Source organism: uncultured Oscillibacter sp., from assembly GCF_910579365.1.
Classification (GTDB): domain Bacteria; phylum Bacillota; class Clostridia; order Oscillospirales; family Oscillospiraceae; genus Oscillibacter.
Map to the genome: position 1 here is coordinate 1 of NZ_CAJTUX010000047.1, position 19,860 is coordinate 19,860.

At 62.6% G+C, this 19,860-nt stretch carries 8 protein-coding genes; 4 read left to right on the forward strand and 4 right to left on the reverse strand.

Annotated features, from left to right (window positions below; all coding sequences use genetic code 11):
• Window positions 1–110 precede the first annotated feature (110 nt).
• From QZ329_RS10820 to QZ329_RS10835, 4 genes are all read right to left on the reverse strand, one after another.
• Window positions 111–1,520 (reverse strand): citrate synthase, encoded by a 1,410-nt coding sequence (locus tag QZ329_RS10820; protein ID WP_295752414.1) that lies wholly within the window; start codon window positions 1,518–1,520, stop codon window positions 111–113.
• A gap of 276 nt (window positions 1,521–1,796) precedes the next feature.
• A complete protein-coding gene (locus QZ329_RS10825) occupies window positions 1,797–5,708 on the reverse strand; it encodes an ATP-binding protein (protein WP_295752418.1) in 3,912 nt (1,303 codons plus the stop codon).
• A 7-nt stretch (window positions 5,709–5,715) separates the two neighbouring features.
• Window positions 5,716–7,179, reverse strand: a complete 1,464-nt coding sequence (locus tag QZ329_RS10830; protein ID WP_295752422.1) for a lipoprotein — start codon at window positions 7,177–7,179, stop codon at window positions 5,716–5,718.
• Window positions 7,180–7,303: 124 nt separating this feature from the next.
• Window positions 7,304–8,473, reverse strand: coding sequence for a YibE/F family protein (locus QZ329_RS10835; protein WP_295752425.1), 1,170 nt, complete (start codon window positions 8,471–8,473; stop codon window positions 7,304–7,306).
• 210 nt (window positions 8,474–8,683) lie between these two features.
• On the opposite strand from QZ329_RS10835, the gene QZ329_RS10840 reads away from it, so the two are divergent.
• The 4 genes from QZ329_RS10840 to QZ329_RS10855 all read left to right on the forward strand — a co-directional run.
• Window positions 8,684–15,595, forward strand: coding sequence for a CehA/McbA family metallohydrolase (locus QZ329_RS10840; protein WP_295752428.1), 6,912 nt, complete (start codon window positions 8,684–8,686; stop codon window positions 15,593–15,595).
• A 364-nt stretch (window positions 15,596–15,959) separates the two neighbouring features.
• Window positions 15,960–17,849 (forward strand): M15 family metallopeptidase, encoded by a 1,890-nt coding sequence (locus QZ329_RS10845; protein WP_295752431.1) that lies wholly within the window; start codon window positions 15,960–15,962, stop codon window positions 17,847–17,849.
• A 158-nt stretch (window positions 17,850–18,007) separates the two neighbouring features.
• Window positions 18,008–19,303, forward strand: coding sequence for an L-serine ammonia-lyase, iron-sulfur-dependent, subunit alpha (locus QZ329_RS10850; protein ID WP_295752435.1), 1,296 nt, complete (start codon window positions 18,008–18,010; stop codon window positions 19,301–19,303).
• A 123-nt stretch (window positions 19,304–19,426) separates the two neighbouring features.
• Window positions 19,427–19,860: cation:dicarboxylase symporter family transporter (locus QZ329_RS10855; RefSeq protein ID WP_365351901.1), on the forward strand; the 434-nt coding region annotated here is incomplete at its 3' end.

Genomic DNA, 19,860 nt, shown 5'->3' on the forward strand with positions numbered 1-19,860 from the left:
AGGCTCTTGGAAATCCTTGGTCAGAGGGGAATTTCAATCAAAGCGCCGGACGCCGGAATTTCTCATTCCCAATTCCGCGTACTTTGCGGGTTTGAGAATTGCCCCGGAAATCAGCAGCGCTCCGCCAGGGGGACATAGGGCGTTCGCCTGGAGATGGTCTTGTAGGCGGGGCGGATGATGCGGGGGTCCTGGGCGCAGCATTCCTCGATGCGGTGGGCGCACCAGCCGGGCATGCGGGCGCTGGCGAAAATGGCGGTATAGAGCTCCGTGGGGATGTCCAGCAGATGATAGACAAAGCCGGAGTAGAGGTCCACGTTGGCGCAGATGGGTCTTTCCGTGTGCCGGATTTCCTGGAAGACCTCCGGGGCCAGACGCTCCACGGACTCCAGGAGGTCCAGCTCCGCCACCATGCCCTTCTTCTCCGCCAGGTGGCGGGAGAACTGCTTGAGAATCTCCGCCCGGGGGTCGGAGAGGGTGTAAACCGCGTGGCCCATGCCATAGATCAATCCGGTGCCGTCCCCCAGCTGGCGGCGGAGGATGCGGACCAGCTGGTCCTTGACCTGGCCGTCGTCCTTCCAGTCCCGGATGGCGCGCTTGAGGTACTTCATCATTTCCACCACCTTAATGTTGGCGCCGCCGTGGCGGAAGCCCTTCAGCGCCCCCACGGCCGCGGAGATGGAGGAGTAAAAGTCCGTTCCGGAGGAGGTCAGCACCCGGCAGGCGAAGGTGGAGTTGTTGCCGCCGCCGTGCTCCGCGTGGAGAATCATGCACAGGTCCAGGAGCTTGGCCTCGTCGTCGTCAAACTTGGTGTCCTTCCGGAGGGAGTAGAGGAAGTTCTGGGCTACGCTCATGTCTGTCCGGGGCCGGTGGAGGTAGAGGCTGTCCTTGTCGAAGTAGTGGCACTTGGCGGCGTAGGAGTGGGCCACGATGGTGGGCGTCCGCGCCACCATGCGGAAGGACTTGAACAGCTCGTTTTCCAGGGCCATGTTCTCCGCCTCGCCGTCGTGGGAGTGGAGGGCCAGAATGCAGCTGGAGAGCTTGTTCATGATGTTTTTGTTGGGGGAGCGGAGAATCATATCCTCGGAGAAGTAGCTGGGAAGCTGGCTCCACCGGGCCATGAGGTATTGAAAATCCTTCAGCTGAGAGGCCGTGGGCAGCTGGCCGAAGAGGAGCAGGTACACCGTCTCCTCAAAGCCGAAGCGGTCCTCCTTGATGCACTGCTGAATGATGTCCTCAATGTTGATTCCCCGATAAAACAGCCGGCCCTTCCGGGGGCGCTTCTCCCCATCCACCAGATCATAGCCGTCCACGTCGCCGATGCTGGTGATGCCGGCGATGACGCCGGTGCCGTTGGGGTAGCGGAGACCCCGCATGACATCGCTGTCGTCCCGGCTGGAGACGGGGAAGATGTCGTTTTCCAGGATGAAGTCCTCCGAGCCGCTGACGAAGGAGAGGGAGGACTCGATCAGCTCCTGATGCCGGAGCATCTGGTGCAGGTCGCGTTCGGTTTTATAAGACATAACTGCATAACCGCCTTTAATGAGAATCAAGGAAAGGTCCCGCCGGGGACGAAATTACCTTTCTCATTATACTGGATGTTTGGGCCTTTTTCAATCCCATTCTTCGGTCTATCGCGCCAAGATTCAAAGGATTAGAGGCTGTTTATCGAACCTTTTTGTCAAACGATACAGATGGGCGGGCATCCTTTCGGATACCCGCCCAACCGGCCGGAAGTCAGCGCTCCAGGCACTCCCTGCGATCCTATTGCCGCCGCAGGAGGAAGCCCTTCGCCGGATTTAACGCTGGCGGAGGACCTGGTCCAGGATAAGATAGAGCTTTTCCACCTCCACGGGCTTGGAGAGATGCCCGTTCATGCCGCACTCCACGGACTTTTTTAAATCGTCGTCAAAGGCGTTGGCGGACATGGCGATGATGGGAATGGTGCGGCAGTCCTTCCGCTCCATGCTCCGGATGACGCGGGTGGCCTCCAGGCCGTCCATCACCGGCATCATGATGTCCATCAGAATGACGTCGTAGGCCCCCGGCGGCGTGGTGCGGATGCGCTCCACCGCCTGCGCGCCGTCGGAGACGCACTCGACCTCGAAATTGCGCTCCTCCAAAAGGCACTGGGCGATTTCGGCGTTGAGCTCGTTGTCCTCCACTACCAGAATGCGGTATCCGTCGAAGGAGACCTCCTCCGTGCTCGCGCCGGGTTCCTCGGGGCGGCCCAGGGCCAGGGGGATGGAGAAGCGGAAGGTGCTGCCCTCTCCCGGGGCGCTGTCCAGCTGGATGGAGCTGCCCATCAGCTGCACCAGACGGCTGCTGATGGAGAGGCCCAGCCCGGTACCCTGCTGCTTGGAGGGATTTGTGCCGGAGGCCTGTTCGAAGGAGCGGAAGACGCGCTCCTGCTCCTCCTTCGCAATGCCAATGCCGGTGTCGCGGACGGCGAAGTGGAGAAGGACTTCCTCGCCGTCGGCGGCGTCCTCCCGCAGGGTGAGGGTGATCCATCCTTGGGGCGGGGTGAATTTCACCGCGTTGCCCAGGAGGTTGATCAGCACCTGACTGATCCGCATCTTGTCCGCGATGAACCAGCGGTGCGTCAGGGCGGCGTCCCGCACGAAATGAATCTGCTTGGCGTCGGCCTGGGGCCTGATGAGCTCCTCAATGGTGTCCAGCATCTCGTACAGGTTGAAATCCACGGGCTCCAGCTTCATTTTGCCGCTTTCGATCTTGGACATGTCCAAGATGTTGTTGATGAGGCTCAGCAGGTATTGGGAGGAGGACTGTATCTTTTGCAGGCAGTCCGTCATCCGCTCCGGACTCTGGTCCTTTTGCAGGGCGATGGCCGTCATGCCGATGATGCCGTTCATGGGGGTGCGGATTTCGTGGCTCATGCGGGAGAGGAACTCGGATTTCGCCTTGCTGGCGATGTCGTGCTGCTGCTGGTTGATCTGGCTTTGAATCACCTGGCCGAGCTCCGCCAGATTCTGGTATTCCTCCGGGTCCTCCAGAAGGGAAGGGGGAAGGTCCAGAATGCAGATGTTTCCAATATAGTTTCCGCTGTCGTACATGGACAGCAGAATGCCCTGGCGGCCCGGCGCGACGTTCAAGAAGCGCTGAAGGGCCTCCCGCCGGCTGTCCTCCTTCGAAAAGTACCGCACTTCCTCCTGGCCGAGCCAGCTGAAAAAGTCCGCCTGCTCCTCGTCCGTGTATTTTTGGACGCTCTCGACCGGGGGCTCCCCGCTGGGGTACCACTGGTAATTGAGATAGTTGGAGTGGAAGTCCGCCCGCAGGAGGGAGATGAGAACGCCGCCGGCCCGATAGAACCGGCCGATTTTCCGGACCATCAGCGTCATCTGCGCGGGGAAGTCGGACCCGTTGCCAAAGAGGTTCAGGGCCATGGATACCAGACTGACCTCCTCGCCATAGCCCAGGGAGGTGATCTCATGCTCCTGCAGCGGGGGAAGGACGGCGGAGTCCGAAGGGGGAACATCCTTATAAAAGAAAGACTGTTCTCCCGTGCCGGGGCGCAGACAGCTCCGGGCCAGCTTTGCCATGCGGATCAGCTGCTCTGTGTTCCGGGCCTTCTCGCCCAGGGCCAGACCGGCGTATAGCCGGACGCCGAAAATCTCCTCCGGGAAGCGGGCCCCGGCCTCCTCCAGCAGCGCCCGGATCAGATCCGCCGCCTGCTCCCGGGTCCGGCCCTCCAGCCAGAGGACGAACTCGTCCTGATTCAGGCGCAGGGCCGCCGTCCGGCAGCCGGTCTCTGCGGAGAGGGCCCGGCAGCGGTCCAGCATCAGCCCGCCCAGTTCCTCCAGAATCATGTCGCCGAAGACGATGCCGTTTTTCTCGTTGACCTGCTTCAGCCGGTCCAGGAACAGGCAGACCATCACGCCCTCCGGGCGGCTTTTCCGGTATTCCAGCAGCAGCCGGAGGCCGGCGCTGAACCCGTAGAGGCCGGTGACGCCGTCCAAGGACATTCTCCGTCGCTGCTGCGCCTCCCGCTCCTTTTGCTCCTGGATGTTACGGATGCTGCCCACCAGCTTCCACCGCCGTCCGTCGGTGTCATAGAGCGCCTTGCCCGTCAGAGCCACCCAGACGAACTCCGTATCCTCCGGCCATTTCAGGCGGAACTCTGTGTAGAGCGCGTCGTCCTTGCTCTCCAGGGTCTTGACGGCCTCCGCCCGGTCCGCCTCGTGAATATAGCCGGGGTTGATGAAGCAGCTCCCGGCGTCCGGACAGCTCCACTGTCCGCTCATGGTCTTGTGGTTGACGATGTCCAGGGTCTGGCTCAAAAGGTCATAGGAGAAGAAGATGTCCTGCGAGGACTCCAGAGCCATCTTATAGCGCTCCTTCTCCTCCAGCAGAATGTTCTCCGCCTGTTTCTGCCGCTCGGTCAGCTGGGTGACGACGCCGTGCAGCGCGTCCACCTCCAGAATGTTGGAGGGCTTGAAGTCCTGAAGTCCCGTCTGCCCTTCGCGGATGCAACGCATCAGCTGCTGGACCGGGCGGGTGAGGTGCCGGACGGCCAGATAGATGCCGAACACGCCGAAGATCAGTCCGATCATAACCGCGGCCACCATCCAGATATAGAGCCGGCGGCTCATGCCGAAGAGGTCCTCTTCCGTATCCAGTCCCAAAAGCGCCCACTGGGTGTTGTCATAGGGGGCGTGACTGCCGTACAGCTTCAGCGGGCAGGCCACGGCGTAGATGCCCTGGCCGCTCAGCCGGACGTCCCGCACCCTTGTGAGGCTGGAGTAATTCGTCTCCTCCAGGGTGACGCTGCCGCTGGAGCGGACCAGGTCGTAGAGGATGCCCTTGCCCACCAGGGGCGTATAGCCGCCGTCCTCCTGGATGGCCAGCAGATATCCGGACTGCTGGGAGGCGTTCAGCTCTGCGGCGGGGAAGTATTCGTACAGACTGCGGCTGGAGACTTCCACCCCCAGCACGCCGTAGGTCCGCCCCTGGAGGCGGAGGGGAATGGAGTAGGCGATCATCTCGTGGGGGTCCGCCGTATTCTTTTCCAGGGAGAAGGGGGGAGCCCAATAACCGAGGTCCGCCGTGTCCGCCTCCGGATACTCCCTGCCGGCCCGCCAGGGCTCGTAGAAATAGCGGTCATAGGGATGAGCCCCCTGGCCGTCCATGTGAAAGCGGGTGGTCCAGTTGGTGTCCAGCGGAATACTCCAGGTCCGGGAGAGCTCCTTGCTCCCCCGCTCCAGGAGAAGGTCCGTACAATTGGCGGGGTTCGTGTTGGGGTCGGAGTCCCGGATGAAAAACCCGTCGAATTCTCCGGCCGGCGCGGGGTCCCCTTCTGCCAGAATCAGGAAAATCCCGGTGGTGGAGTTGTTTTGCAGGATGTTCAGGCACTCCGGAAACAGCCGCTCCAGCAGTTCCCGCTTCCGTTCGCCGGAGCGGAGCAGCGCTCCAAGCTCCATGTTTTGTTCTTCCAGATAGTCCTCCAAAAGGCCGTTTATCAGGGCCTCCTGGTTGTGGATGGAGGACCAGCGCTGGTTCATGTCGCTTTGTAAAATCACCCTGCGGTTTTCCACCAGCCGGCTCATCATGCTGCCGGAGTACTCCTCAAGCGTCTCAGCCGTCCGCATGACCATCAGCGTGCCAATGGTGATGGCGCTCTGCACCAGCATAATGGCAATGAGGGGGAGGAGGAAGATACGGAAAATCGAGGCCTTTTTTCGGTTCCCTCTCATGGCGCGCCTACTTGCCGGCTGCAGCGTTCAGCGCGCTGCAAAAATCGTCGTACCAGGCGTCAAAGGCCGCGTCGGACACGTAGGGGGCCGACACCTCCTCCAGACTCCTGCCCTGGGCCAGGGCGGCGGAGACCGCCTCCCGGTCTGCGGACGCGCGGTCAAAGAGATGGTACTCCAGCACCTTCCGGGCGGCGGAGCCGTTTTGGAAGCTCTTGTTTGTGTAGAGGGTCATATCCCCCATCCGGTCAAAGATCGTGGTCAGGCAGTCATAGGTCTTCGGAGCCACGGACAATCCCTGCTCCGCGATGGCCTGGTCCAGCTTCTGGATGCTGCCGGCCGCCTTCTGCACGGGCAGATAGCCGGATACGCAGCCGAACTGCAAATTGTTCTCCGGCTGGGTGAACCACTTCAAGAACTCCACGGCGGCGTATTCATGGGCCTCGTCGGACTTGCTGACCACCATGCCGGCGCCCTGCTGCACGGCATAGTTCCGCCCGCCGGCGAACACCGGCGCCGCCATGACGAGGTAGTCGATGGGGTGGCTCTCTCCGTCCAGCTCCACCTGGTCGGGGAAGTACATGGCGGAGGAGGTGGAGCCGGTGTAGGCCAGGATGTCCCCGGTCTTCACATCGTCGGAGCGGAAGGAGCCGTAGGCCCCGAAGTACCCCTTTACCATGGGAACGTAGTAATTTTCCCACAGGCGGCGCAGCTCCGCCTTGGGCGTTGCGAGCGTGACCTCCCCGTTTTTCACGTGGAAGATTTCCACGCCCAGCTGCTGCATGCCGATGATGAAGTAGTTGGCCACGGCGTCCCGCCCGTAAAAGGCCTTGCCGTCCCCGGGCACGCCGGGGGTGAGGCCGTCGGTCCACTCGTAATAGGCCTGCGCGGCGGCAGCGACGCCCTCGATGGTGGCAAGATCCTCCAAAGAGACGCCGGAGGCCGCCGCGAAGGGCTCCCAATCCGTTTTGTTGAGCATCATGATTTCCGTGGACTTCGCCGTGGGGAAAATGCGGAGGGTGCCGTCGGCGGCGATGCGGCCCTCCTCGATGTAGGAGTCCACATACAGGTCCAGCTCCTCCTGGCTGAGATAGCTGGAAAGGTCCGCCAGGGCCCCGGCCTGTTCGATTTCATAGGCGGTGTCCGCGTAGGAGGAGAAGAGGTCCGGCATGGCGTCCGCCCCCACCTCGCCGTTGATGGAGGCCCGCACCGCGGCCTCCAGATCGGACACCGAGCCCTGGGAATAGCTCTGCACATAGATGCCCTTCTCCCGGCCCACCGTGTCGTTAAATTCCTCCACCAGCGCGCCGAAGGCGGCCTCCTGAGAGCCGTTGTAATAGTGCCACACGGTCAGAGATACGGGGTTTTTGGGGTCCAGGGGACCCTTCTTCCCGCATCCCGCCAGGGAAAAAACCAGCGCCGCCGCCAGACCTGCCAGCAGTACCCTTTTCATGGTACGTCCCGTCTTCTTCATCGGCCTTCCGCTCCTTCCAAGTTTTGGGCTCTTTTTGAGCATTTTTCCTATATTACCATAAATTTTCGGCGTTTTCAAGAGAACCTGTCTGGGGAGGGGAAATTCGTTTGAAAAAGGGCGCTCTTCACAACAGCCAGGCGCTGACCGCCGCCACCACCGGCACCGTCAGGATGATGCCGATGCTGCCGGCGAGACTGCGGATGACCTCAATGGCCACAAAGTCCGTGTTGAGCAGCTGGATATAGCTGACGTCGTAGGCGTAGATGAAGATCATCATGTTCAGCGACGTGCCCGCGAAGGCCAGCACCAGCGTGTTGGCCATGGTGCCCATGGCGTCCCGCCCGATGTTCATGCCGGAGCGGAAGAGCTGGGCGGGGGTGAGGGAGGGGTTGACGGCGTGGAGCTCCGCCACGGCGGAGCTGATGGACATGGCGATGTCCATCACCGCCCCCTCGGAGGCGATCAGGATGCCGCAGATGTAGAGCCCCCGGATTTTCAGGCCGTTGTCCACCGCCGTCAGCAGCAGGGATTCCGCCTCGTCCATGTTCATGCCGGAGATGTGGACGATTTTGCACGCCGCCCAGGCCAGTCCCCCCGCCAGCAGCACGCCGCCGAAGCTGCCCAGGGCCGCCGCCATGGTCTTCACCTGCACGCCGCCCAGAATGATAAAGGTGACAAAGCTGGTGTAGGCCACGATGGCCAAAGTGGTGGGAATGGGGGGCCAGCCCCGCTGGACCAGCAGCGGCACCAGCAGAAAGAGCACGCAGAACACCGTTACCCCCAGTCCGGCCAGGGCCTTCAGCCCCTGCTTCCCGCCCACGGCGAAGAGCGCCAGGGCAAACAGCGCCCCGAAGGCCCAGATCCACAGGTCCCGGGAATAGTTGTACACGCTGACGCTGTAGACCCCCTCTTCTATCGTGTTGATGGAGACGGCCAGCTTCATGCCCTCCCGGGCAATTACGTTGTAAAAGGCGCTGAGGTAGTTGGTGACCTGGACGGTTTCCCCGGCGTAGCGGCCGGTGAGAATCTCCAGCTCCAGCTCCTGGGAGCCGCGAAGGACGTTCTCCGTCTCCGGGTCCTCCTCGGTGTTGTCCGCCAGGACGGACAGCACCCGGGCGGTCTCGTAGGTGATGCCGGCGCCGTCCCGGTCGTAGACGGAGCGGCCCTGCCGCGCGTAAAAAAACAGCGCCAGAAACAGCAGCAGGGAAAGTCCCACGGCGGCGTATTGGACAAGGCGGGAGCCTCCGGCGTTTTTGGGAGGGAGCTTGTTTTTTTTGGAATGGTCAACCTTCACAGTGCAGCCTCTCCTTTTTGTGTAGAATAGCTAAAGGTCAAAATATTGCTTGCATTTTAACCGGCATTTTGCTATAATTTTATATGTATTCCCTTTTTTTACTTCCTGAAATGGAGAAGGAATTTTTAGAAAGTATACCATATTCCTCCGCCTTGTGCAAGGGAGAGAGGGAAAAGGGAAAAAGCAAACACTTTTTGAGGAGGAAACACCATGAAGAAGCGAATCGTTTCAAAACGGCTGCTGGCAGTTTTGCTGGCGCTGTCCATGTGTCTGTCTCTTCTGCCGGTGGCCGCACTGGCGGAGGAGACGGAGACGGGCGGGGGCCAGGGAACGGCCTGCGTCTGTTCTTCCAAGTGCGGCGGCGACAGCCTGAATATGGACTGCCCCGTCTGTGCCGCAGACGCGGAACAGTGCGAAGGGGCCGCGCCCATCCTGGGGGAGCCCTCTGACGCGGAGGAGCCCTCTGACGCGGAGGAGCCCTCTGACGAAGAGCCTCCTGCGGAGGAGCCCCCTGCCGAAGAGCCTCCTGCGGAGGAGCCTTCCGAGGAAGCGCCTTCTGAGGAAGAGCCTTCCGCCGGCGAGGGGCTGAACAAGGCCCCCTCCAACGGCGAGATGAACGTTCTGCCCGGCAACACGGAGCCCCGCTCCGGCGAGACCTGGGATAAAGTCGAGTGGAACGCTATCCAGAGCGGCGGGACCTATGTCATTGCTATGACGAAGTCGGACGGAAACAGCTGGATGCTTCCGAGTGCCACGACAAATAAGTCTCCAACGACGGATGATGCTGCAAAGGTTACAATTACTGACGGTACAAATGAAATAACGGCGGATAAGGCATCGTATGGATGGACTTTTGAATCGAATGGAGCTGGATTTACGATTGTTAATTCCGGCGGTAGCTATTTGTATAACGATGCTACTCAAAAGAACTCTGGCGTGCGTGTAGGTGCTACGCAGGGAGTTTGGGTATTGAATGCTGAAGGTACACACCTGAGTACGGTTGTGGATGCAAGTACTACTCGATATCTTGGCATTTATACAGCGAATGGAGCGACTGACCCTACAGATTGGCGTGCATATACGTCTACAACTTCAAACGTTAAGGACCAGCAGGTGAGCTTCTGGCACCTCCATGGCGAGGTTATCGCTCCCCAGACCCAGGTGCATACGCCTGCGGCCACTCCCGCCAGCGGGAGTACGGTTGCTCAGGGAGCAACCGTAACCCTCTCCTGCCGGGATGCGAATGTGACCTATCACACCAGCGCCGACGGAACGAGCTGGACACCGCTGACCGGGAATACCTTTACAATTCCCAACGACGCTTCGGGTTCTTATGCCATCAAGGTCAAGGCCACAAAAGCCAATTTGGATGACAGCGAAGTGCTGGAGCTGAACTATACGATCTTTGATAGCTCCACGATAAAGACCATTGCCGAAGCCCGTGCGGGCAATGCCGGCACCAGCAGCGCCCCCGGCGATACCTTCACGGTCGCCGGCGTGGTGACGTATAAGAGCGGAAGCAACTACTACATTCAGGACGCTACCGGCGGTATCGTTCTCTATGACAACAGCCTGAACCTCAGCCGGGGCCAGAAGGTGACGGTTTCCGGCGGACTGGCGGCCTATAATGGCCTTCTGGAACTGGTCAAAGTGACGGTTTACGGCACGGAGGACGGAAGCCTGCCCGCGCCGAAGGACGTCACGATCGAGGGGATTGGCGACAGCGTACAGGCCCAGCTGGTGAAGATCACCGGCGCGAAGGTGACGGCCGTCAGCGGCACCAGCTCTCTGCGGGTTACGCTGAAGCAGGACGGCAGCGATAAGACCATCGACATCACCGGCTGCCCCAAGGTGACGAACCTGAGCGCGGGCGACACCGTCACCGTGACGGCGGTGGTGAGCAAGAACAGCAGCGGTGAGTATCTCCTGGTCAACTCGGCCAGCGACGTGGTTATTACCGACGACGTGACGGAGGACCCCGGTCCCGAGCAGCCCTCCGTGGAGCTCTACAAGCCCGCCAATGGCGATCAGGTGGTGCTGTTCTACTCCGGCGGCGGACAGGTCATGACCGGCACGGCCAGCGGCACCCGCCTGGCGGGCACGGCGGCCTCCTCCGGCGGCGGAAGCCTGTTCGTGGAGTCCGGCAGCGCTCTGGTTCTGACCGTTGGCGTCACGGGCACGGGGGAGACGGAGGAGTACACCTTCACCACCTCCGACGGCAAGCTGCTGAATACCGGGGCCACCGGCGGCAGCCTGACCCTGGTTCCGGCGGACAGCGCGGCATGCACCAAGTGGGCGCTGACGAAGACCTCCGCCGGCGACGGCTGGCTTGTGCGGAGCACCCAGGCGGAGTACAACGGAAATAAGAATCAGTATATTGAATTCTACGGCGGCAACTTCACCACCTACAGCATGAAAGAGACCGACAGCGCGGCCATCTTTACGATGCAGTTCGTCAAAGCGGACAACGTGAAGGTCATCGACTGGACCGTGGACGGCGACGTGGAGCAGACCATCGCCCAGTGGGGCGGCGCGCTCAAGAATTACGGCGACGCGGGCGCCGCGCAGGCGATCCGTTCCATCAACGGCGACCTTCTGGAGGTGGGCGACGAGCTGGACAGCGGGTCTGCCTACACCGTCATAAAGGGCGGAAGCGCCGCCATGCCGCTTGCCGCATCCACGGCTCCCATGTACTACATGGGCGCTACCGGCGTACAGGCGGGAGATTATCTCCAGTTCAAAACCTCCAGCAAGGGCTGGGGCGGCATGGAGCTGGCTTTCCGCCTGCGGGTGACGAAGGCGGGAGCCAACAGCTGGCAGGTGCAGTATTCCTCCAACGGAACGGACTTTGCCAACTTTGACAAGGGCTCCTATACCGCGTCCTACACAAGCTATGGAAACGGTTCTCCGGAAGCGGTGACGAAGGAAGGAAATGTAACCGGCGGCCTCATCAAAATTGAGAAGGATCTGGGCGGGCAGTATATCTCCTTTGTGTTCACCGTTCCCAAGGGCGCGGAGAACGCGGATGAGCTGTATATCCGTCTGGTTTCCGGCGATGAAAAGATCAGCGGCGGCAGCGGCGCCAGCGGCAGCGTCCGCATCGACACCGTGAAGCTCACCGGCAGCCCCGTGGTCTCCGACAGCGTCACGCCCTACGTCGCCATTGAGCCCGACAACCTGGAGGAAGTGGGCGCGGGCCAGACCATCACCCTCACCTCCGCCCCCGGCGCGACGGTTCACTACGGCTGGGCGGACAACGCCACCGGCGCGGTGACCTACGCCGCCGGAACCACCACCACCGTTCCCGCCACCCTGCCCGCCACGCTGTTTGTCTATGCCTCCAGCGCGGGCAAGGCGGACAGCGCCGTCCGGACGATGACCTACCGTCCCGCGGCGGTGGCCAGCGTGCAGATGACCCCCAACGGCGGCGGCGTGTACCTGGGCAACGGCAATGTGGACGTGCAGCTCACCACCGCCACCGACGGCGCGACCATTTACTACTCTCTCGGCAGCACGGACGAGAGCGGCAACCTGGTTTACGAGGTTTACAATCCCGAGACCACCAAGATCACCCTGACGGACGGCTTCGGCTCCCTGACCGTCTCCGCCTACGCGGTGAAGGACGGCTTCTCGAACAGCGCCGTCACCACCCGGACCTTCACCCAGCGCAGCAGCGAGAACTATCAGATGTACTTCGGACAGATGCACTCCCATACCGCTTACTCCGACGGCGCGGGCACCGCGCAGCAGGCCTTTGAATCTGTCAAGGCCCTGGACCAGGAGAAGTGGAATATGGACTTCCTGTCCGTCACGGACCACTCCAACTCCTTCGACGATGCCGGCGGCACTAAGCGGCTGGCGGACGCCCCCGCCGGACAGGAGTGGAACGAGGGCAGGAATCTGGCCCGGGACATCAGCGACACGAACTTCGTGGGCATCTTCGGCTATGAGATGACCTGGTCCAACGGCCTGGGCCATATCAACACCTTCAACACCCCCGGCTATCAGGACCGGACGCAGAGCTCCTATACGACCTATGCCACCGCGCTGCAAAACTACTACGCGGAGCTGAAGACGGTTCCCACCTCCATCAGCCAGTTCAACCACCCGGGCACCACCTTCGGCGACTTCTCCGACTTCGCCCACTATGACGAGGAGATCGACCAGCTTATCACCCTGATCGAGGTGGGCAACGGCGAGGGCGCCATCGGCTCCTCCGGCTACTTCCCCTCCTACGAGTACTACACCCGCGCCCTGGACAAGGGCTGGCACGTGGCCCCCACCAACAACCAGGACAACCACAAGGGCGGCTGGGGCACCGCCAACACCGGCCGGGACGTGGTGCTGGTGGATGAGCTCTCGGAGAGCGCCATCTACGACGCCATGCGCAACTACCGCGTCTACGCCACCGAGGACTTGAACCTGGAGATTTACTACACCTTCGACGGCAACATCATGGGCACCATCCTGGGCGCGGACAGCTACGGGAAGGGAGACACGGCGGAAATCTCCGTCGCCCTGAACGACCCCAACGGCGAAAGCGCCACGGTGGAGGTCATCGTCAACGGCGGCAAGTCCCTGATGAGCAAGACCGCCTCCTGCAACGAGACCGTCACCTTCCAGGTGGAGAACCCCGCCGATTACTCCTATTACTACATCAAGATCACCCAGAGCGACGGCGACATCGCCGTCACCGCCCCGGTGTGGGTGGGCAAGGTGGAGGCCGTGGGCATCACCAGCCTGAAGGCGGAAAACGCCATCACCGTGGCCGGAAAGCCCCAGAGCTTCACCCTGGAGCTCTATAACAACGAGACCGCTCACCTGGAGGTCAGCTCCATCACCTTCACCGACAAGGCCAGCGGAAGCGTTCTCCACACCGCCGACGACGTGACCCGCGTGCCCAGACTGGGCACCGCCACCACCTCCTTCACCACCTCGTTCGCCACCGACGGCAGCGTGACCGTTCTCGCCACCGTGCGGGGCACTCTGCGGGGCGTGGAGAAGACCTATACCCAGGAGCTGGAGCTGAAGGTCATGCCGGAGAACGTGGTCAGCCGCATCGTGGTGGACGGCTCCCACTACAACGACTATGTCACCGGCTACTACGGCGGCCGGATGGGCAACATGACCACCATCGCCGCGGACCTTGGCGTGGAGGTCATCATCGCCCGGGAGGTTACGGCAGAGCTGCTGGACAACTGCCAGCTGCTGGTGATTTCCGCTCCGGCCCGCCGGGCGGGCACCGACAACGCGGGCGCCTACACCCACTCCATGTTTGAAGACAGCTTCATCGCCATGGTCAAGGACTATGTGGGCGCCGGCGGCAGCGTGGCGGTCTGCGGTCTGGCGGACTATCAGGATAAACAAGCCACCGGCCCGGACAATCACGCCGCCGCGCAGCTGAACCGGCTGCTGGAGACGCTGGGCGCCACCCTGCGCATCCACGACGACCAGGCCATGGACGACGAGCACAACGGCGGCCAGGCTTACCGCCTGTACCCCGAGACCTTCAACATGAGTTCCAAGTGGTGCAAGGGCATCATCACCCCGGACAGCGTGGCGGCGGGGGAGACCTATCAGACCTACAGCCAGTACAGCGGCTGCACTGTGGACCCCGGCAGCGGCACCTGGCTGGTGAAGGGCTTTGACACCACCTATGCCGCCGACAGCGACAACGACAAACTGCCCACTGCGGCAAGAGGCGACGTCTGCTTCCTGGCCTGCGAAGACACCGGCCGCGGCGGCACCATCTTCGCGGCAGGCGGCGTGTTCCTCTCCGACTTTGAGGTTGCGGCGGAGCTGGACAACATCTGGGACCTGCCCTACGCCAACCGCACCATCTTTGAGAACATCCTGAGCATGGTCCGCTCCGACATCGAGGTGACGCCCATCGCCGAGACCCGGCGGGCCCCGCTGAACAAGGTCTTCGCCATCGAGGGCTATGTCACCAGCGGCACCACCAACCCCAACACCACCTTCTTCGATTCCATTTATGTGCAGGACGAGACCGGCGGCACCGACGTGTTCCCCTACGCCACGACGGGCCTGGCCATCGGCACGAAGGTCCGCGTTCTGGGTTACACCGACGCCTACCAGGGTGACCGGGAACTTCAGGTCATCAATTTGGAGATTCTCAGCGCCCCGGCCAAGGTCTACGAGCCCAAGGCGCTGACCACCGCCCAGGCCACGGATTACGAGACCTACGGCGGACTGCTGGTGTCCACCAGCGGCACGGTGAGCGATATCGTTTTGGCTGGCGGACGGGTTTCCCAGTTCAAGCTGACCGACAGCTCCGGCAAGGCCGCCACAGTGTTCATCGACGGCTACATCACGAATCCCCAGGGTGTGAACAACATCCATACCTGGCTCAAGAACGGCCAGAAGGTCTCCGCCGTGGGTCTGCTCTACAGCCACCCCGAGGGCGGGAGCGACGTCTCCGTCCCCGTGCTGCGGGTGCGGAACTGCGACGAGATTAAGAATACGGATGGAAGCACGCCCGGCGGAAGCAGCGGCGGCAGCAGCGGCGGAAGCAGCGGCGGCGGCAGTTCCTCCAACAACCGGCCTTCGACGCCTTCCAAGCCCTCCGCACCCTCCACGCCTTCCACGCCCTCTGCGCCCGCCAGCGGCTTCCAGGATGTTCCCGATACCTTCTGGGCGGCGGACGCCATTACCTGGGCCTCGGAGAACGGCATCATGCAGGGCTACGGCGGCAGCACCTTCAATCCGGACCGTCAGGTCACCCGCCAGCAGCTTTGGATGGTTCTGGGCCGGATTCACGGCAGCAACCCCGCCGACATGACCGCCGCGGCCTCCTGGGCTGTGGAGAACGGCGTGTCCGACGGCACCAGAGGAGCCGCCACCATCAGCCGCCAGCAGATGGTGACCATGCTCTACCGTTACGCGCAGAAGATGGGCTACGCCACCACCGGCGGCGTGAGCCTGGAACATTTCACCGACGCGGATCAGATCGCCTCCTACGCGCGGGAAGCTCTGGCCTGGGCCGTGGGCAACGGCATCATGCAGGGCACCGGCGCCGGCGCGCTGAATCCCGAGGGAACGGCTTCCCGCGCCCACTTCGCGGTATTCATGCAGCGGTTCTGCGCTCTGTATGAGATCGCGTAAAAGCGGCGTTTGAGCCAACAACAGATTCCAAAGCAGTCCCAAAACGGGCGGCCCGCACAGTTTGTGCGGGCCGCCCTTCTGGCGGAGAGGGCGCTTTGCGAAAGGAGACGAAAAAACTTGCCGGCCCCCAAAAAGACTCTTGCGGAGAGAGGGAAGGGCCTGTATAATCAGGAGAGGCGTCCGGACTTGTCCGGGCGTTCCCTTGAGGAAAACCGACGGCGCGGACGGCGGTTTTGCGGTTTTTGGAGGAGCGAAGGAAGTGCGGATTACGAAACGGTATAGACGGTATTCAAGTCGCAGACCCCGGATTCGAAGTTCGAATCGCAGGACCCGGATTCAGGCCCAGAGATTGGTGCGGACCTGGATGGCAGGGGGCGCGCTTCTTCTGGTCCTGGTGCTGGCGGGGATTGCCTTGATGGTCTTCCGGGGGCAGCGGCCCCGGTTCGAGGAAGGCGAGCTCCTGGTCTGCGCCGGAGGCGGCGGGACGGTGGAGCTGTACTGGCCCCAGGCGGATTCCCAGGCGCTGTACCAGCTGGAGGTCCGCTGCGGCGAGAGGCATGAGGAGACCTATTGCAGCCGCCCTGCGGCCAGCTTCTCCGGCCTTCCGGCGGGGGAGGAGCTGCATGTCCGGGTCCGGGCCGTGGCCAGCGGGCAGGACCTCTTTGGAAAGCCTGGGGAGGTCCGGAGCTGGAAGACCTTCCAGGCAGACGTGGTCCTGCCTGAGAGCCTGGAGGCTCCGGAGGTCACGGGTTCCCTGGAGGGGGACATGGCGGTTCTCCGCTGGAGCGGCAGCGGGGAGCTGTACCAGGTTTTCCGGACGGACGGACGCTCTCTCCCCGGGGCGGCGAACAGCGTTCCGGCGGCCTCCACCGGGGAGAACCAGATATCCCTCCCTCTGGAGGAGGGGGAGACCTCCCTGCGCCGCTTTGCCGTCCGGGCGGCGTGGCGGGAAAAGGGCTGCCTTTTGTGCGGACCGGCCTCCTCCCCGGTGGACGCCGGCGCGGCGGACCTGCCCCAGGGCGGAGAGCTGTCCCTTACATACCGGGAAACCGCCCCCCGGATGGGCCTTCTGGAGTGGAAGGGCGTGCAGTGCGGCTACTTTGAGGTTCAGAGATGGGCGGGGGAGGCGTGGCAGACCATTGCCAGCCTGATGCCGGAGGAGCATATGCACTATGACCTCGGGCGGCTGGGCTCCGGGTCCTGCAACCGCTTCCGCGTCGCCGCCAAGTCCGGCGATTCGGAGAGCGGGGCGGAGGAGGTCTCCTTCTGGGCCGCAGTCTCTCCGCTCTACAGCACCGTCTGGCCCATTCAGAACCTGACGCTGTTCGAGGACCCGGGAAAGGGAAGCCGCCTGGCCTCCATTCCCGCCGGGACAGCCCTCTGCGTTCTGGCGGAGGAGGGGGACTGGTTCCGGGTCCGCTTTGGGGAGGAATACGGCTGGGTGGACGGCCGCTTCTGCATGATTAACCTGCCGGAGTACGCGGGGGACCACTGCTCCTATGACATCACCAACAGCTACGACTCCCTCTTCGCGGTTCACGGGGTCTCCATCCGGGAGGTGACCCATCAGGTGCTTCCCGGCTACGAGGACGTCCGGACGGCGGACGGGGCCTTTTTGGTTCCGTATCTCTACCCCTGTGCCAAGAAGCTGCTCACCGCCGCCCAGGCGGCGCAGGCGGACGGCTTCCGGCTGAAAATCTACGAGGCCTTCCGCCCCCAGCGGACTACCCGCTTTTCCTATGACACCACGGAGAGGCAGCTGAGAGACCCCGTCCGGACGGCGGACGGCCAGCAGACCACCCTCTTCAAGCTCATGACGGACAACGGCCGCTTCGGACTGGGCAGTTTCCTGGCCAGGACGGTTTCCGCCCACAACTGGGGCATCGCGCTGGACCTGACCCTGGAGGACGCGGCCAGCGGCGGGGAGCTGCGCATGCAAAGCGGCATCCACGATCTGAGCTGGTACTCCGAGACCTATCTCAATAACGGCAACGCCAAGCTGCTGGCGGGCTATATGACCGCCGTGGGGATGAACGGCCTGCGCTCGGAGTGGTGGCACTTTCAGGACGACGACACCAAGAAGGCCATCGGCCTGAGCACCAGCCTGTACGAGGGTGTCAGCCCCAAGGGCTGGGTCCAGGACGACGGCGGCTGGCGCTACCGCGAGGCCGACGGGAGCTTCGTCCAAAACACCGTCCTCACCGTGGACGGCAGGCGCTATACCTTCGACGCCAACGGATACGCATACGGCTGACCGGCGTCTCTCGCCGGCACTGAGCCCCTTCCAGGGGACGAGGCCAGACGGTCCTTGACAAAAATTCCAAAAAATGCTATAGTCGCATTATCCGTTTCAGCAAAATTACTATAGCTCCTCCGCAAAGCGGAGGAGCCGAAAACGAAAGGAGGAGGACAGTGAATCAAACCGATCAGCGCTACCACCATTTTGTGCAGATTCTGAGGGAGGAGCTGGTGCCCGCCATGGGCTGCACCGAGCCCATCGCCATTGCCTATGGCGCGGCCAAGGCCCGGGAGGTCCTGGGCCGTCTGCCGGACCGCGTTCTGGTGGAGGCCAGCGGCAACATCATCAAAAACGTCAAAAGCGTGGTGGTGCCCAACACCGGGGGACTGAAGGGGATCGAGGCGTCCGCCGCCGCCGGCGTGGTGGCGGGAGACGCGGGAAAAATCCTGGAGGTCATCTCCCAGGTGACGGACCCGCAGAAGGAGGAAATCCGGGCGTATCTGGACAGTCATGAGGTCCGGGTGGCCCCCGCCCCGGGGGACGTGGTGTTCGACATCATCATCACCCTCACCGCCGGGGAGGACTCCGTCCGCCTGCGCATCGCGGACTATCATACCAACATTGTCCTGATTCAGCGAAACGGCGAAACTCTGCTGGAGGCCGGAACCGTGGTGTCCCAGGACCATACCGGCGGCCTGACGGACCGCAGCTGCATGTCTGTGGAGGCCATCGTGGACTTCGCGAACACCTGTGACGTGGAGGACGTGCGGGAGCTGGTTCAGCGGCAGATCGACTACAACTACGCCATCGCCCAGGAGGGGATGGCCCACGAATGGGGGGCCAACATCGGCAAGGTGCTCCGGGAGCACTATGGGGACGATATCAAAGTCCGCGCCAGGGCCATGGCCGCCGCCGGGTCCGACGCCCGGATGAGCGGCTGCGAGATGCCGGTGATCATCGTCTCCGGCAGCGGCAATCAGGGCATCACCGCCTCGGTCCCCGTGGTGGAGTACGCCAAGCACCTGGGGGTGAACCAGGAGACCATGCTCCGGGCCGTCGCCCTCAGCGACCTTCTGACCATTCATATGAAGACCGGTATCGGACGCCTCAGCGCCTACTGCGGCGCGGTCAGCGCCGGGTGCGCCGCCGGGGCCGCCATCGCCTGGCTCAACGGCGGCGGCTTCGAGGAGATTTCCCACACCCTGGTCAACGCCCTGGCCACCATCTCCGGCATGATCTGCGACGGGGCCAAGCCCTCCTGCGCCGCGAAGATCGCCGCCGCCGTGGACGCGGGGCTGCTGGGGTACAACATGTACCGCAGCAACCAGCAGTTCTACGGCGGGGAGGGCATCGTGTCCAAGGGGGTGGAGAACACCATTGCCAACATCGGCCGCCTGGGCCGCCTGGGCATGCGGGAGACAGATAAAGAGATTATCCGCATCATGACCGGCCAGCCCCCCAAGGCGTAACGCCGGCGATTTTCCGGACCGGATACGTATGCGCAGGCTTCACCGCGCGTATGCTGGAGCAGGGACCTTGACTGTGGAGCGGAAATGAAATGTGTGTCAACACAGAAAGAGAGGATTATTTTTATGGCCACTGAGAAAAAAGGCATGAGCCTTCCCTTGAAGCTGTTGATCGGCATTGCGGCCGGCATTATCCTCGGCCTGTTTCTGCCGGAGAATGTTATGACCATCGTGGTCACCCTGAAATACGTTCTCAACCAGCTCATCATGTTCTGCGTGCCCCTGATCGTCATCGGTTTCATCGCCCCCTCCATCACCAAGATGGGCTCCAACGCCACCCGGATGCTGATGGTGGCCATCGTGGTTGCCTATGTCAGCACCGTGCTGGCGACCCTGATGTCCATGGTGGCGGGGTACATCCTGGTGCCCTTCCTGCCCATCGCCTCCACCATGGAGGGACTGAAGGAGCTGCCGGGCGTGGCCTTCCAGCTGGACATTCCCCAGATCATGCCCGTGATGAGCGCCCTGGTCTTCTCCGTCCTCATCGGCCTGGCCGCCGT